11 protein-coding genes are annotated in these 15254 nt (G+C 69.1%); 6 read left to right on the top strand and 5 right to left on the bottom strand.

Annotated features, from left to right (window positions below):
• The first annotated feature begins 288 nt into the window (after positions 1–288).
• Together BLU04_RS02070 and BLU04_RS02065 are read left to right on the top strand one after the other, a co-directional pair.
• A complete protein-coding gene (locus BLU04_RS02070) occupies positions 289–1497 on the top strand; it encodes a multidrug effflux MFS transporter (RefSeq protein WP_093281595.1) in 1209 nt (402 codons plus the stop codon).
• 59 nt (positions 1498–1556) lie between these two features.
• Entirely contained in the window at positions 1557–2552 is a 996-nt protein-coding gene (locus BLU04_RS02065; protein WP_093281593.1) for a trypsin-like peptidase domain-containing protein, read from the top strand.
• 10 nt (positions 2553–2562) lie between these two features.
• Here BLU04_RS02065 and BLU04_RS02060 read toward each other — a convergent pair whose 3' ends face one another.
• Positions 2563–4446 (bottom strand): substrate-binding domain-containing protein, encoded by a 1884-nt coding sequence (locus tag BLU04_RS02060; RefSeq protein ID WP_093281590.1) that lies wholly within the window; start codon positions 4444–4446, stop codon positions 2563–2565.
• A 235-nt stretch (positions 4447–4681) separates the two neighbouring features.
• Here BLU04_RS02060 and BLU04_RS02055 point away from each other — a divergent pair, with 235 nt between their 5' ends.
• The 4 genes from BLU04_RS02055 (at position 4682) to BLU04_RS02040 (ending at position 10693) form a co-directional block, all read left to right on the top strand.
• Positions 4682–6706, top strand: a complete 2025-nt coding sequence (locus BLU04_RS02055) for an autotransporter-associated beta strand repeat-containing protein (RefSeq protein WP_093281588.1) — start codon at positions 4682–4684, stop codon at positions 6704–6706.
• A 64-nt stretch (positions 6707–6770) separates the two neighbouring features.
• The gene (locus tag BLU04_RS02050) at positions 6771–8867 is read left to right on the top strand and encodes a Sip1-related alpha-galactosidase (RefSeq protein ID WP_093281585.1); all 2097 of its coding nucleotides are present in this window, start codon (positions 6771–6773) and stop codon (positions 8865–8867) included.
• Positions 8868–8924: 57 nt separating this feature from the next.
• Entirely contained in the window at positions 8925–9737 is an 813-nt protein-coding gene (locus BLU04_RS02045; protein WP_093281582.1) for a polysaccharide deacetylase family protein, read from the top strand.
• Between the two features lie 14 nt (positions 9738–9751).
• Positions 9752–10693, top strand: coding sequence for a VTT domain-containing protein (locus BLU04_RS02040; RefSeq protein WP_093281580.1), 942 nt, complete (start codon positions 9752–9754; stop codon positions 10691–10693).
• A gap of 34 nt (positions 10694–10727) precedes the next feature.
• Here BLU04_RS02040 and BLU04_RS02035 read toward each other — a convergent pair whose 3' ends face one another.
• From BLU04_RS02035 to BLU04_RS02020, 4 genes are read right to left on the bottom strand one after another with little or no spacing between them, the layout of a single operon-like run.
• Complete coding sequence (locus BLU04_RS02035; protein ID WP_093281577.1) at positions 10728–11558, bottom strand: SDR family oxidoreductase; 831 nt, start codon at positions 11556–11558, stop codon at positions 10728–10730.
• Between the two features lie 13 nt (positions 11559–11571).
• Positions 11572–13083 carry a gluconokinase gene (locus BLU04_RS02030; protein WP_093281573.1) on the bottom strand — a complete coding sequence of 504 codons (1512 nt, stop codon included), beginning with the start codon at positions 13081–13083 and terminating at the stop codon, positions 11572–11574.
• Positions 13067–13897 (bottom strand): ATP-dependent sacrificial sulfur transferase LarE, encoded by an 831-nt coding sequence (larE, locus tag BLU04_RS02025; RefSeq protein ID WP_093281571.1) that lies wholly within the window; start codon positions 13895–13897, stop codon positions 13067–13069. Before larE ends, BLU04_RS02030 begins: the two co-directional genes overlap by 17 nt.
• A 9-nt stretch (positions 13898–13906) precedes the next feature.
• Positions 13907–15235, bottom strand: coding sequence for a lactate racemase domain-containing protein (locus BLU04_RS02020; protein WP_093281568.1), 1329 nt, complete (start codon positions 15233–15235; stop codon positions 13907–13909).
• Positions 15236–15254 lie beyond the last annotated feature (19 nt).

The following is a 15254-nucleotide window of genomic DNA, read 5'->3' as shown; positions in this document are numbered from 1 at the left end:
GCCGTCGCGGTAGCGACCTCGTTCCTCAGGGAGAAACTAACTTGCAGGGCCGGGAGGCAAGTCCAGGAGGGGCAGAATGCCGTCGCGGTAGCGACACTCGTTTCTCAGGGGAGACTAACTGGCATGGCCGGGAGGCAAGCCCCTCTTGCGTCTTACAACACGTGCGGATCGCCTCCACCTGTACAGGGTCATCTGCCCGGTCCCGAAGGAGCACCCACCGCCCCTTCGCGACCCCTTCTTCCGCAGCCTTCCCAAAGTGCACGACAGCCCCTAGGCTCGGCGGTTCCCATGAACCACCGGCTCCTGATTGTCCTCCTTGCCGCCCTGACGATGCTCGGGGCGCTTTGCATCGACGCCTATCTTCCCTCCCTGCCGTTCATCGCGCGGGAGTTCTCGGCGACCCTTCCCGCGGTGCAGCAGACCCTCACGATCTATCTCTTCGCCTTCGCGGTGATGTCGCTCCTCTACGGGACCCTCTCCGATTCGTTCGGGCGGCGTTCGGTCCTGCTCGCCTCGATGTACCTCTACGTCGCCGGATCGGTCGGGGCGGTCTTCGCGCCGAGCCTCGGCTGGCTCCTCTTCTTCCGCCTCCTCCAGGGTCTCTCGGCGGGCGCGGGGCCGGTCATCGGCCGGGCCGTCGTCGGGGACTTCCTCAGCGGGGCCGAGGCCCAGCGGACCCTCTCCTACATCTCGGTCGTCTTCGGCCTCGCCCCGGCGATCGCCCCGATCCTCGGCGGCTGGCTCCAGGCCACCTTCGGTTGGCGCTCGGTCTTTGTCTTCATCGCCCTCTTCGGCCTCGTCCTCCTCGTCGCCTGCCACCGGTTCCTGCGGGAGACCCTCGTCCCGGAGGAGCGGCACGCCTTCCGGTTCGGCGTCATCGTCGCGAATTACTGGCACGTCGCCCGTCACGGCCGGTTCCTCCTCCAGTCCCTCGGGACGGCGTTCAGCTTCTTCGGGATCATGCTCTACGTCGCCGCCGCCCCGGCCTTCGTCCTCGACCTCCTTCACCTCCCCGTCACCCAGTTCGCGTGGCTCTTCATCCCGCTGATCGGCGGCATGACCCTCGGTTCCTTCGCGGCGGGGAAGATGAGCCACCGCTTCGCGCCCGCCTTCACCATCCGGGCCGGTTTCCTCATCATGTTCGCCGGGACGGGGATGAATCTCCTCTACACGGGCCTGGCCGGGGGGGCGCTCCGCGTGCCGTGGGCGGTCGTCCCGATCTTCGTCTACTCGCTCGGCGCGGCCCTCGCCACCCCGGCGATGACGGTCCTCTCGCTCGAGTTGCTGCCCCGCATCCGGGGCCTCGCCTCCTCCTTCCAGACCTTCATGTTCATGATGCTCTTCGCGCTCGATTCGGGCGTCGTCTGCCCGCTCCTCTTCGGGAGCGCCTTCCACCTTGCGCTCGGCCTGCTGGGCGGCGTCCTCCTCAGCGTGGTATTCTGGACCCTGGGGAGCGCGTTGCCCGAAGAGGGCGGCCAAGAGAGAGCGGAAGCGTAGCGGGCAGGGGGGAAATCCCCCTCCATTTGCGCCCGGCGGGGGAGTGCGTATATTAGTTCATGAATAATGAACTAACGGGCGGGCGGCCCGGGGAGCCCGAGGGGACGCAGCAGCGGCGGTTTTCCGATCCGGAGCTCCTCGACGCCTATTCGGGCGCGGTGACCGAGGCGGTCCGGCGGGCCGGTCCCGCCGTCGTTCACATCGAGGCCCGGACTGAGGGAGGGGAACGGGGCGGAAGCGGCTCGGGCTTCCTGATCTCCCCCGACGGCCTCGTGGTGACGAACAGCCACGTGATCGACGGGGCGGAGCGTCTCCGGGTCCAGACCTCGGACGGACGCAGCGTCCGCGCCGAGGTCGTCGGCGACGATCCCGACACCGACCTCGCCGTCCTCCGGATCGACCTGCCCGATCTTCCCTACCTCCGGTTCGCCGAATCGGGCGAGATCCAGGTGGGCCAGATCGCCATCGCGATCGGGAATCCCCTCGGCTTCGACCACACCGTCACGGCGGGGATCGTGAGCGCGCTCGGGCGGACCTTCCCGGCGCGGACGGGGCGGCTGATCGACAACGTGATCCAGACCGACGCGGCGCTCAATCCGGGGAACTCCGGCGGCCCCCTCCTCGACGCGCGGGGGCGGGTCATCGGCGTGAACACGGCGATCATCGCCTCGGCGCAGGGGATCTGCTTCGCCATCGGGAGCAAGACCGCCGAGTTCATCGTGAGCTGGCTGATCAAGGAGGGCCATATCCGGCGCGCCCGGATCGGCGTGGCGGGGCAGGACGTCCCGATCCACGAGAAGGTCGCCCGCTTCCACCAGCTGCGGCAGCGGTCGGGGATCCTCGTGCAGGAAGTGCAGGAGGGCTCCGCCGCCGAGGCGGCAGGGGTGGAGCAGAACGACCTCCTCATCTGGCTCGATCACGAGGAGCTCCGCTCGGTCCATGAGCTCCACCGGCTCTTGGTGCTGCGGGAATCGGGGCGGACGTCGCGGCTGACGGTGCTGAGGCGGCATCGGCTGATCCATCTTTGGATCACGCCGGAGGTGGAGGAGGAGTGAGGCGGAACGGCTACACCCGGAGGGCGGAGATGGCGAGGAGGCCGAGGGTGGTCGACTGGGTCGGGTCGATGGCGACTTCGATTTCGTCGAGGGGCTTTTCGGGCTCGGGGTTGATCCATTCGAGCGTGTAGAGGTAGGCGTGGCGCTGGGCGGCGTCGGTCGGCTCGCTCTGGTTGAAGGGGGCGACGCGGGCCCCGGGGAGATCGAAGTGGGGGAGGTCGGACCACCAGTCCTGGATGTTCGCCTTGAGGAAGGCGGGGGAGAGGACGCCGGAGGGATATTCGGCGGGGGGCTGGCCGAGGGGGACGAGGGGGATTTCCCCGATCCGTTTCTGGCCCCGGTAAAACCGGTACGCGCCGAAGGGCCTCAGGAAACGGGCGTAGCCGCACCCGTGGAGGAAGTAGAGCGCGCGGACCTTCGCCTCGACCGGGACGCGGAGGGCCGAGGGGAGTTCCCTCGCGCTGCCCTGCACGTTGACGGTCGACTGGAAGATGACGGCCCCGCAATCGGAGCGGCGGGGGCCGCCCCGGATGTGGAAGGGGACGCCGTGGATCGAGTGGAGCCCGGGAGGGATGTGCTTCAGCGGGAGGTCGCCGAGCCAGCCGCGCCGGTAGTTCAGGGGCCGGTTCATGTGGGGCTGGAGGTCGAGCTGGAGGAAGCGGGCGGCGTCGATCCGGGCGACTCGGTCGTAGGGACGCCGCCGCATCGCCTCGAGTTCGGCCTCGGGCGGGAACTCGGGCCGGGGCGGGATCGTTTTCTCGTGCGGCGCCTCGCCCGGCGGGGGGGATTTGGCTTTTCCCGAGGGCTTTCTTTCCCAGACGGCGGGTCCGGGGGCCGTCGATCCCCGGACGATCAGCTGGGGCTGGATGCGGATCTGGAACGGGGCGGAGGCGGCGCCCGGCCTGTTCCGTTTCCGGGCGAGCGACTGGACCATGAGCAAGGCGTTTTCGCGGATGAGATTGATGTCCGACTCGGCGGCGCCGATGGGGGGGACGAGGGTCCGCAGCGCCGCCGAATCCCGGAGGGAGAGGAGGGAGAGGTCGCGGGGGACCTGCTTTTTGCGGAGGGAGAGGATCTCCAGCAGGGGGGGAATGTTCGAGGCGTTGTGGGCGCAGACCAGCGCCGTCACGTCGCTCCATTCCGCGTCGAGGCGGTCGGCCAGGTCGACGAAGTCTTCCCGCAGGGGCATCGCCCGGTCGGGGCTCGCGATCCGCTTCGCCGAGGCGGGGAGGCCGTGCTGGCGGCAGAGACTCTTCCAGGTGTCGAGGATTTCGGCGAGGGCGGAGGTCCACGGCGAGGGGGCCGTGAGGGCGAGCTCCCGGTGGCCGAGCCCGTGGAGGTGGTCGACGATCAGGGCGAGCGAGCGGGGCGGGTCGCCGAGGATCGAGCAGAGCTCCCGCGCGGGGGTGTCGATGCAGACGAGGGGAACGCCGCGCCGCGCCAGGGCCGTCGCCGCCTCCTCCCAATGGTGGGGATCGTAGCCGAAGGGGGGGTCGAGGACGATGCCCTCGGTCCGCTCCGGGTCGAGGCGCTGGAGCGTGGTGCCGATCTCCTCCGTCGTCTCCCAGCGGTGGACGACGAGGTCGATTCCGAGTTCCTTCGCGATCTTCCGGTAATTCGGGAGGTAGTGGGAGCGGTGGGCGAGGATCAGGTGGCAGGCGAAGGCGGCGGCGGGGGCCTTCCGGGCCGCGCCGAAGAGCTTGTACCCCTCGCGGACGACGAGGCCCTCGGCGATCAGCCGGGCCATCGCCCGGTTCAGGGCGTAGTGCTGGATGCCGAGGGTCTTCGCGAAGTCCCGCTCCGAGGGAAGGCGGTCCCCTTCGCCGATGCCGTGCTCTTTCAGCCAGGCGCGGAGGAGGGCTTCGGCTCCGTTGACAAGGGTCCCTGCGGCCATGGGAAACAGTCTCGGGGGTGGGGGGCCGTTTCGACAAGGGGAAGTTCCCCCGGGAGGGGGCCGTTCCCGGGGTTCTCATCGAATTGTTAAAACAATTTGTTGAAATAACCCGATCTGATTCGATGGCGGCGGCGGGAATTGAATGTCGGGCGGGGAAGGAAGGGAGTTATCTTGGAGGTAGAGAATATTGCAAACGCGCCGAATGCGCCAATGCGTCGACTGAGCCTCCCCTTCCATGAAAACCATCTCCCTCCCATCGCTTTTCTCCCTCATGCTGGCCTGCGTCCTGTCGGGAACCTCCGCCCGGGCGGCGACCTACACGTGGACCCCGACGGCCGCCGGGACCGCCTACACCTGGACCACGGCGGCGAACTGGGGCGGGACGGCCTATCCCAATGCGATCGGCGACGTCGCGAACCTGACCCTGAACCTCGCCGGTTCCCAGACGATCACCCTCGACGCGCCGATCACCCTCGGCTCCCTCACCTTCAACAACACGACGAACGGGAGCAATTACCTCTTCACCCTCGCGGGCAGCGCGACGAACACGCTGACCCTCCAGGCGGCGAGCGGCAGCGCCCTCCTCGTCAGCAACGCCTCGCGGACGGCGAACACGAACGTCGTCTCCGCCCCCGTCGTCCTGGGGAGCAGCACGACGATCGAGACCGACGCGAACCTCACCCTCAGCGGCTCGATCACCACCACGGGCGGGAGCGGGATCACGAAGACCGGGGCCGGGACGCTGACCCTCAGCGGCACCACCTACGCCGGGGCGATCGACGTCAGCGCAGGGACCCTCGTCCTCGCCATTTCCGGCAGCACGCAGCCGACGACCTCGGCCTCGTCTATCGTCGTGGAGAGCGGGGCGATGGCTTCCACCGGGGCTTCCCAGAATGTGACGATCGGCGCGCTGACCCTCAATGGGGGGACCTTCAGCCAGGCTTACACCTATATCTACGGGACAATCACGATGACCGGCGGGACACTGCAGGGGACGACCGGGGCGGCGAGCTGGTTCGGCAACAGCGTCGTGACGCTGGCCAGCGCCACGACGTCGACGATGGCGGCGAACATGTCGGGGGCGTCGGCGAAGACGTTCACCGTCGCCGACGGTGCGGCGGCGGTCGATCTGCTCTTCTCGGGTGCCTTCAGCGGCAGCAGCGCGGGGGTGATCAAGGCGGGGGCGGGTTGGATGACCCTATCGGGGTTGAATTCCTACACCGGGGCGACCGCGATCCAGGCGGGAACGCTCAGCGTGAGCACGCTGAACAGCGTCTCCGGCGGCGTCGCGAAGAGCAGTCTGGGCGCTCCGGTCACGGTCGCCAACGGCACCATCGCCATCGGCGCGACGATGACCACCGGGACCCTCGTCGATACCGGCACGGGGGAAACCACCGACCGTGTCATCAACCTCGCGGGGACGACCGGCGGCGCGACGCTCGACCAGTCGGGGACGGGGGCGTTGAAGTTCACCAGCGACTTTACCGCGACCGGCGCGGGCTCGAAGACCCTCACCCTCCAGGGCTCGACCTCCGGGACGGGCGAGGTCGCCGGGGCCATCGTCAACAACAGCACGACGAACAAGACCTCGATCCTCAAGGCGGGGACCGGCACCTGGACCCTTTCCGGGACCAACACCTACACCGGTGCCACGACGGTCAACGCCGGGACACTGTTGGTGAACGGCAGCCTCGCCTCGGGTTCGGTCGTGAGCGTGAAGTCGACCACCACCGGCAACGCGATCCTCGGCGGCATTGGGACGATCAACGGCGCGACGACGGTCGGCGCGGGAACAGCGGGGACTTCCATCGTCAACGCGGGCAACGCCGGGGCGGTCGGGACGCTGAACTTCGCGGGAGGATTGACCTTCACCACCTCGTCCCAGCTCCAGTTCGAGCTGAACAGCGATGCTGGGACGATCGATCTCGTCACCGTCACCGGCACCCTCGTCCTCGGCTCGGGCATCGCCTCGCTCTCCGGGACCGACCTCGGCAGCACCACGCTCGCCCTCGGGACGGTGCTGACGTTGGCCCAGAGCAGCGGGACGACCACCGGCTACTTCCTCGGCGAGACCGACGGGACGAAGATCGTCATCGGCAACAATGCCTTCACGATCAACTACCTGACCAACTCGATCACCCTCACCGCCGTCGCCGTGCCGGAACCCTCGACGTGGGCGCTTCTCGGCTTGGGATGTTGCCTCGCCGGGACTGCCAAGAAGGTGCGGGAGCGTCGGAAGGATTCTCAGGCGATTATTTAAACAAAAATTAAAATCCCCTTCCCGCTTTGACAAGCGAACGGCGGTTGACCCATCCTCTCGGGTCATGTCTGCCTCTCTCGTCGACTTCCCTGAAATCGACCTCAGCACCATCGCTCCCTCTGCCGAAGGACTCGTCGAGTCTCCCGTTCGCATCGTTCCCGGTTTGCATGCGGAGCCACCCGTCCGCCTCCGCCTCCGTCTCCCCGCGATGGCGAAGGCCTGCTATTTCGCCCCCTTCCAGCGCCACGCCATCGCGCCCGATCTCGACCTTTGGCCCGAGGGGTACAACCAGTGCCATCCGCTCCCGGTCCCCGAGTTGAAGAACCTGAAGCGGGGCGGGATGTTCCTCCTCGTCGAGCTGGCCGGGGGAGGTTACCTCGCGGTGTTGCCCCTCGTCAGCGATCTCCTCATGGCGTGGCTGCGCGGCGACGCGGAGGGGCTCCTGCTGGAGGGCGATCATTTCGGCCTCGCCGGGCTGGAGGAAACCCTGCCCCTCCTGGCCTGGGCACGGGACGCCGATCCCTACCGCGCCTGCCGCCGCGTGTGGGAGCAGGCCGCCGAACATCCCCGCATCGCGGGCAGCCTCGGCCTCCGCGCGGGGAAGACGCTCCCGGAGCCGTTCCACTATCTCGGTTGGTGTACCTTCGAGCAGTACAAGCTCGACATTTCGGAGCCCCTCCTCGTCTCGGCCTTCGCCGATCTTAAGAAATCGGGCGTCCCCATCCGGTGGGTGCTGATTGACGACGGCCACCTCGACAGCTCCCTCCCCGGCGCCCTCCACGACACGCAGGAGGGGAACAACGGGATGCCCGACGACCGCCTGGTCAGCTTCGGCACCGACGCGAGTCGTTTCCCGAACGGCTGGACGGCGGTGCAGGAGGCGCGCCGCGCGGCGGGGATCGACTGGCTCGGCCTCTGGATCAACTTCAGCGGCTATTGGGGCGGCCTCCACGGGCCTGAAAAATTCCCCCCGGACATCGCCGCCACCCTCGTCGAGTTCGACAAGGGGCGCTGGCTTCCCGACGGCTCCGCCGAGGCCGCCGACCGGTTCTACCGCGCGTGGCTCGATTCGATCGCCGACGCCGGGTTCGATTTCATCAAGGCCGACGGCGAGGCGAAGAACGTCGTCTTCTACTCGGGCCGCGTCGCCAACGCCGTGAGCGCCACGCGCCGCAGCCACGCCGCCTTCGAGGCCGGGATGGGCCGGCGCTTCCTGGGGGGCATCAACTGCATGGCCCACAATAACATCTGCGCCTTCAACACCCGTTCGACGCAGCTGACCCGGTGCAGCGAGGATTACAAGAAGGGCGATCTCTGGCGGGCGAAGCACCATCTCTCCAACTCCTATTTCAACTCCCTCTGGCTCGGCCAGACCGTCTGGTGCGACCACGACATGTTCCATTCGAGCGACGCGCTCGCCGGGCCGCTCATGGCCCGGAGCAAGGCACTCTCCGGCGGCCCCATCTACCTCTCCGACGCTCCCGACGAGATCGACGCCGCCCAGGTCGCCCCGCTTTGCTACGCCGACGGGCGGCTCCTCATGCCGGCCCATCCCGCCGTCCCCGCTCCCGACAGTCTCTTCGTCGACACCTACGAGGACCGGGCGCTCTTCAAGACCATCGCCCCGCTCACCCCGTCGGCGGTCGCCCTCATCGCCTACAACCTCACCGCCCCGGAGCAGCCGGTCTCGGGCACCCTCTCCGGGCGGGACTGGGAGGCGGGCCAGTCCTACCGCCTCGTCTCCGAGGGGAAAGCCGAGGATGAGGCGGCGGCTCCCGCCTCCGGGCGGACGATCCTCTTCCGGTGGGCGGATCGGACGCTCCGGGTCCTCCGGCCGGGCGAGGGGTTCCCGCTCGCGCTCGATCATTTCGGCGACGAGCTCTTTTGGCTGGTCGCCGTCCCCGGCGAGGCGACCCGCGCTGTCGTCCTGGGGCGGGCCGACAAATACATGGGGCCCCTCGCGCTGGCGCCCGGGACGGTGGCGGAGGCGGGGAACACGCTCCGCTTCACCCTCGCCGAGACGGGCCCCGTCTATCTCTGGATCGACGGCGGGATGCCCTCGCTGCCCGGGGTCAATGCCGCGGCCTGCGGGAACGGCCTGTGGCGTCTCGACCTCCCCGTCGGGCCGGGCCGGGAGATCGAGGTCGGCCTCGCCTTTTGAGCGGGGGCGTCGCTTAAAAGCGATGGCCAAGCGTCCCGTTTTCGGGAAAATGGGGGGATGGCCCTCCCTTCCATCCGGCTGGATCTCTTTCCCGGCGGCGTCAGCCGCGCCGTCACGCTGAGCTACGACGACGGCGTCGTCGAGGATCGCCGCCTCGTCGAGATCCTCAACGCCCACGGCCTGAAGGGGACGTTCCATCTTAATTCGGGGGTTCTGGGCCGGGAGAAGAAACTGGCGCGGGAAGAGATCGCCACCCTCTTCGCGGGGCATGAGATCTCGGCCCATTCGGTGACCCATCCCCATCTCGACGCCCTTTCCCGCGAAGAGCTGGCGCGGGAGATCCTCGACGACCGGGCCGCCCTCGAGGCGCTGGCGGGCTATCCCGTCCGGGGGATGTCCTATCCCTTCGGGACCCACAGCCCGGAGGTCGTCTCCCGCCTTCCCCACCTCGGGATCGAGTACGCGCGGACCGTCGAGTCCCATGGCCGCTTCCACGTCCCGGAGAACCTCCTCCTCTGGCATCCCACCTGCCATCACAAGCACGACCTCGCCGCGAAGGCCGAGGAATTCTTCACCCCGATGCAGTCGTGGCAGGCGCGGCTCCGCCTCCTCTACGTCTGGGGCCACAGCTACGAGTTCCCGAACGACAACAACTGGGACGTGATCGAACGCTTCGCCGAGCGGGTCGCGAAGGAGGGGAACGCGTGGTGCGCCACGAACATCGAGATCGCCGACTACCTCCGCGCCCAGCGCGCCCTCCGCTGCGGCGTCGACGGACGGCAGGTTCAGAACCTCGCGTCGCGTCCCGTCTGGATCACGTGGAACGGCGAGGCCCGGGAAATCGCGGCGGGCGCGGTCGCCACGCTTTAATCATCCTCCCCTCCATGCTCGATCACCTCCCCTTCATCTCCGATCTCGGCTACGCGGGGCTCTTCCTCTGGATCTTCGTCGAGCAGGCCGGGCTCCCGATCCCGGCGGTCCCGGTCCTCATCGCGGCGGGCTCGTTCGTCACCGCAGGCCGCCTCGGCTTCGGCTGGTGCCTGCTGCTGACCGTCGTCGCCTGCCTCGCCGCCGATCTCCTCTGGTTCTTCCTCGGGCGGGCGAAGGGGGTCCACATCCTCCACTTCATCTGCCGCCTTTCGTGGAAGCCGAACACCTGCATCGCCAGCACGAAGAACCTCTTCGGCAAGTACGGCGCGCAGACCCTCCTCTTCGCGAAATTCGTCCCCGGCCTCAATACGCTCGCCCCGCCGCTCGCCGGGGCGACGGGGATCACGTTGCGGCAGTTCCTCGCCTACAACACCGTCGGGGCCGTGGTCTGGGGCGCGGTACCGCTGCTGGCCGGGATGGGATTGCGGGCCGCGCTGCCGAGCCCCGAGGCCGCCCTCGCCCTGCTGCGCGCCCATCTCCCGGCGATCGTCGCCGGCCTCCTCGTCCTCTTCCTGATCGGCCGCTATGAATGGCGCCGCCGCTACGTGGCCCGGCTGGAGAAGGAGCTGCGGCAGGGCGTCACCGTCGACGAGTTCAAGGCGATGCTCGACCGCGGCGACGACGTCGTCGCCCTCGACATCCGCCATCCGATCAACTTCGGCCTCGACCCGGTGAGCCTCCCCGGCGCGCTCCGCTTCCATTACGGCGAGCTGGAGTCGCGCGCGCACGAGATCCCCCTCGACCGCCCGCTGATCGCCTACTGCGACTGCCCCCGGGACCAGGCCTCGGTCCTCGCCGTCGAGCGGCTGCAGAAGCTCGGCGCCAAGTCGGCCCGCGTCCTCAACGGCGGCCTCAGCGCGTGGAGAGCGCGCGGGTATCCGACCGTCGGCGCGTAAGGGCAGGGATCGCGGGGATTCCTCGCGCTATGGTCTAGATCGTCTGCGCCAGGAACCCGCCGTCGACGCGGAGGTCGGTGCCGGTGATGAAGCCGCTCGCGGCGGGGCTTGCCAGGAAGACGGCGGCGCCGATCAGCTCCTCGCTCCTCCCGAAGCGGGCCATCGGTGTGTGGCCGAGGATCGACTGGGCGCGGGGGGTCGGCGTTCCGTCCTCGTTGAAGAGGAGGCGGCGGTTCTGCTCGGCGGGGAAGAAGCCGGGGGTGATCGAGTTCACCCGGACGCCGTGGGGCGCCCACTCGCGGGCGAGGAACTGGGTGAGGTTCAGCACCGCGGCCTTCGCCGCCGAGTAGGCGATGACGCGGGAGAGGGGGAGGTGGGCCGAGACGCTGGCGATGTTGATGATCGAGCCGCCGCCCCGCTTCGCCATCGCGGGGCCGAATTCCTGGCAGGGGAGGAGCGCCCCGCCGACGAGGTTCAGGTCGAAGCTCGCCCGCCAGTCGTCGGCGGCGATCGACTCGAAACTCCGGTCGCCGGTCACCGTCACCTTCGGATCGTTGCCGCCCGCCGCGTTGACGAGGACCGTCGGCGCGCCGAGCGATTCGGCGATCGCCGCGTGGGCGGCGGCGAGGCTCGCCTTGTCGATCGCGTCGCATTCAAAAAACTGCGCGTTGCCGCCCTTCGCCTTGATCCGGTCGGCGCAGGCGGTGCCGCGCTCGGCGCTGCGGCCGAGGACGGCGACCTTCGCCCCCGCCTCGGCGAGGCCCTCGGCGAGGGTGCCGCCGAGGACGCCTGTCGCGCCGATGACGACGGCGACGGCGTGGGAGAGATCGAAACGGGAGGGCGAGGGGGCGGCGGGGGTCGTCATGGGAGGGGAGGAATCAGGGGGTGGGGTTTTGGAAAAGGGTTTCGAGTTCTTTCTGCCGCTCCCGGACGGCGGCATGGGCGCGGGCGGCGGCGGGCCGGGGCCGGATCAGCGGGCCGGGCTTCGAGGGGCGCGGCGTGGCCCCGAGCCGCTCGAGCGCGAAGAGGGCCGCGCCGCGCAGCGAGGCCTCGGGCTCGACCGAGGCGCGGACGGGGCGGCCCAGCACGTCGGCGAGCCGCTGGAGGGCGGCGGGCGAGTGGCTGATGCCGCCGGAGACGATGAAGGTGAGGGAGCGGCCTTTTTTGGTCCCGGCCTTCCTGACGACCGATTCGACCGAATCGGCGATCAGGGCGAGGCGCTGGTAGGTCGCCTCCATGAGGGTCTGGAGGAGGTCGGTCCCGGTCGTCGCCTGGGTGATCCCGAGGACGACCGAGGAGAGGTCCTCGGGCCAGGTCGGAGCCCGTTCGGCGACCCAAAAGGGAAGGACGACGAGGCCGGGGACGGGGAGGGGACGCTTCGCCAGTTCCTTTTCGAGTGCCGCCTCGGCGGGAAGGGCGAGTTCGCGGAGCGCCCAGGCGCGGAGGTTCCCCGCGTTGCTGACCGCGCCCCCGACGAGGCGGCGCGTCCCGTCGACGCGGTAGCCGAAGAGGCCGAAGGGGGCGGGGGAGAAGGTCTTCGAGGCCCGCTCCTTCGCGTCGCCGTCGATCACGACGCGGAGCGCGGCGCTGGTGCCGACGTTGATCGCGGCGACGCCGGGGGCGGTCGCGCCGGAGCCGAGGTTGCTCGCCGCGCCGTCGCCGAGGGCGGGGAACCACTTCGCCTTGCCGAGCCGGGGAAAGCGTTTCGCCACGGCGGGGGCGAGGGTGCCGGGGGCGTCGGAGAGGGGGTTGAGATGGGCGGAGGTGAGGCCGCACTGTTTCAGCAACGGGGCGTTCCAGCGGAGGGTCTTCGCGTCGAGGAGGCCGGTGCCGCTCGCCATCGAGAGGGAGACGGTGGCGCCGCCGCACCATTCGGCCTGGAGCCACTCGGCGGGGGAGACCCAGCGGGCGACGCGCCGGAAGAGGCCGGGATCGGTCCGCTTCAGCCAGCGGAGCCGCGCGGTCCAGAAGGAGGCGCGGGTCATGCAGCCGGTCCGGCGGTGGCGGCGGGCTTCGGTACCCTTGCCGCCCTTCCGCAGCGCGGCGGCGTCGGCGCGGCACCGGCCGTCGGCCCACGTGTAGATCGGGGTGATCGCCTTCCCCCGCGCGTCGAGGCCGATCATGCTGTGCCAGAAGCACGAGACGCCGATGCCGAGGATCGGGGCCGCCGAGGCGGGGTATTGCCTCAGCGTCGCGGCGACGATCTTGAAGACCGCCCGGCGGACGGCCTCGGGCTCGAGCTCGGCCCGGCCGTCGGCCGAGGTCCGGAGGGAGTAGCTTTCCTGGGCCGTCGTCGGAACGAGGCGGCGGCCGCTGGCGTCGTGGATCGCGGAGCGGCTGGAGGAGGTTCCGATGTCGAGGGCGAGGACGGCGCTAGGGGATGGGGGCATGGGTCAGTGCCTGGTTGAGATTTCCCGAACTATACCCCATGCAGTCGAGCGCCGCGTAACGAAAACCGATTTCCTTGAACTGGAGGGCGATGCGGTCGAAGACCGCCAGGGAGAGGGCCTTCTCCATCTCCTCGCGGGCGATCTCGATCCGGGCGATCTCGCCGTGCTGCCGGACGCGGAACTGGCGGAACCCGAGTTCCCAGAGGACCTCCTCGCCCGCCTCGATCTTCGCGAGGGTGACGGCGTCGACGGCCTCGCCGTAGGCGATGCGGGAGGAGAGGCAGGGGGAGGCGGGCTTGTCCCAGACGTCGAGGCCGGCCTCTCGGGAGAGGGCGCGGATCTCGGCCTTCGTCAACCCCGCCTCGACGAGGGGGGCGAGGACGCCGTGCTGCTCGGCCGCCTTCTGCCCGGGCCGGTAATCGCCCCGGTCGTCGAGGTTCATCCCGTAGGCGAGGTGGAGGCCGCCGAGGCGGGCCTGTTCCCGCGCCATGACGGTGAAGAGCTCGCTCTTGCAGTGGAAGCACCGCGCGGCGTCGTTCTTCGCGTAGTCGGGGTTGTCGAGCTCCGCGGTGCGAACGATCTCGAGGGGAATGCCGTGGGCGGCCGCGAAGCGGACGGCCTCGCGCAGGTGGCGGCGGGCCAGCGAGGGGGAGTCGGCGATCACCGCCTTCATCCGGTCGCCGAGGACCGCGTGGGCGCGCCAGGCGAGGAAGGCCGAATCGACGCCGCCGGAGTAGGCGACCAGCAAGCCCTCCCCGCGCCATCCGCCGAGGAGGGCGTCGAGCCGGGCCTGCTTGTCGTGCGCCGTTTCCATCGGGTCTGCCTAGGCGATTTCGTGGTCGGAGGCGCGTTCGAGCTTCTGCTTCGTCGACCAGAGGCCGGCGGAGGGGGTGCTGATGTAGAAGATCTCCTCGCCGTCGGGCATCGTGTTCCAGCCCTCGGCGAGCTGGCCGATCGGGTAGCGCTTCACCGCCTCGTCGTAGTCGGCGTAGGCGAACTTCACCTGCTCGATGTCTTCCTTCTTCAGGTGGCCGCCGCCGGGGGCGTAGCGGATCGTGAAGCGGCCCTCGGAGGTGCCGTGGATGAGGTGGGCCGTGCCGTGGGCCAGGTCCTGCATGTCGGCGTTCTTCTTGTATTGCTCGAGGACCCACGGGGTCGTGTCGTAGCCGTACTTGCGGATCAGGGCGTCGACGTCGGGCTGCTCGCCGAAGCGTTCGAGGCCGGGGGCGAGGATGAGGAGCTCGCCGCCGTCGGCCATCGCCATCCGGGTCCGGTAGACGGCCTTGTTGGCGACCCACGTGCTGCGGAACTCGTCCCCCTGCATGTGGGCGACGATCTTCCTGATCGGCTTGTCGAACGTCGTGATGTTGACGGAGCGGCTGAGGCGCGCGGCCTGGAGATAGGTCTCCAGGTCGTCGCCGATGAAGACGCCGGTGTGGACGAGCTTGTTCTGCGGGTCGCGCTTCATCACGACCTGGAGGTAGACGTCGGGGAGGTGGCCGAGGAACTGCTCCTCCGCCCAGTTGTAGCAGGCGCGGAGCGGGGTGATGAGGTTGCCGAGGTTGTTCTCGATGCCGTAGACGCCCGCCGCGATGTGGGAGGCGCAGATCGTCTCCTTGCCGCCGAGGCCGATGAAGTAGTTCTTGTTGTGATTCGCGAAGCCGAGGACTTCGTGGGGGACGACGTGGCCGACGTTGATGATGAGGTCCCACTTCTCGGTCATCAGCATCGTGTTGAGGTCGACGGGGATCTCCCAGTCGGCCTTGCCGCCGGTGCTCTCCTTCACCCGCTCCGCCGGGATGACGCCGACGCGGGTGACGCCGCCCCGCCAGTCGTGGGCGTGGATTCGGGAATGGGGAATCGAGCCGAACATCCACTTGTTTTCCTCCTCGGTGTGCGGCACGTGCTGGCCGAGGGTCGGGATGACGTGGATGTCGGCGGCGGGGTTGAGGGCGAGGATCTGGTTGTAGAGGGTCTCGGTGATCCAGCCCGCCCCGCTGTGGGCGCGGGTGAGGTCGGGAGGGAGGAGGAGGACGCGGCCCAGTTTGGCGCTGCCGGGAATACGGGTGCGGGCCTCGTCGAGGAGGCGGGCGCAGGCCTGCTCGATTTCGGTGCGGGGAATCGATTCGGATTGGAGGGAAAACCAGGGCATGGCGTTAATTTGATTGAAT

The sequence above is a fragment of the Verrucomicrobium sp. GAS474 genome (assembly GCF_900105685.1).
Classification (GTDB): domain Bacteria; phylum Verrucomicrobiota; class Verrucomicrobiia; order Methylacidiphilales; family GAS474; genus GAS474.
Note: the sequence above shows the minus strand (reverse complement) of the source record. Positions and strands in the feature narration are given on the sequence as shown.

Coding starts and splice junctions, on each gene's coding strand:
- BLU04_RS02070 (WP_093281595.1), top strand. CDS start 289: ATGAACCACCGGCTCCTGATTGTCCTCCTTGCCGCCCTGACGATGCTC.
- BLU04_RS02065 (WP_093281593.1), top strand. CDS start 1,557: ATGAATAATGAACTAACGGGCGGGCGGCCCGGGGAGCCCGAGGGGACG.
- BLU04_RS02060 (WP_093281590.1), bottom strand. CDS start 4,446: ATGGCCGCAGGGACCCTTGTCAACGGAGCCGAAGCCCTCCTCCGCGCC.
- BLU04_RS02055 (WP_093281588.1), top strand. CDS start 4,682: ATGAAAACCATCTCCCTCCCATCGCTTTTCTCCCTCATGCTGGCCTGC.
- BLU04_RS02050 (WP_093281585.1), top strand. CDS start 6,771: ATGTCTGCCTCTCTCGTCGACTTCCCTGAAATCGACCTCAGCACCATC.
- BLU04_RS02045 (WP_093281582.1), top strand. CDS start 8,925: ATGGCCCTCCCTTCCATCCGGCTGGATCTCTTTCCCGGCGGCGTCAGC.
- BLU04_RS02040 (WP_093281580.1), top strand. CDS start 9,752: ATGCTCGATCACCTCCCCTTCATCTCCGATCTCGGCTACGCGGGGCTC.
- BLU04_RS02035 (WP_093281577.1), bottom strand. CDS start 11,558: ATGACGACCCCCGCCGCCCCCTCGCCCTCCCGTTTCGATCTCTCCCAC.
- BLU04_RS02030 (WP_093281573.1), bottom strand. CDS start 13,083: ATGCCCCCATCCCCTAGCGCCGTCCTCGCCCTCGACATCGGAACCTCC.
- larE (WP_093281571.1), bottom strand. CDS start 13,897: ATGGAAACGGCGCACGACAAGCAGGCCCGGCTCGACGCCCTCCTCGGC.
- BLU04_RS02020 (WP_093281568.1), bottom strand. CDS start 15,235: ATGCCCTGGTTTTCCCTCCAATCCGAATCGATTCCCCGCACCGAAATC.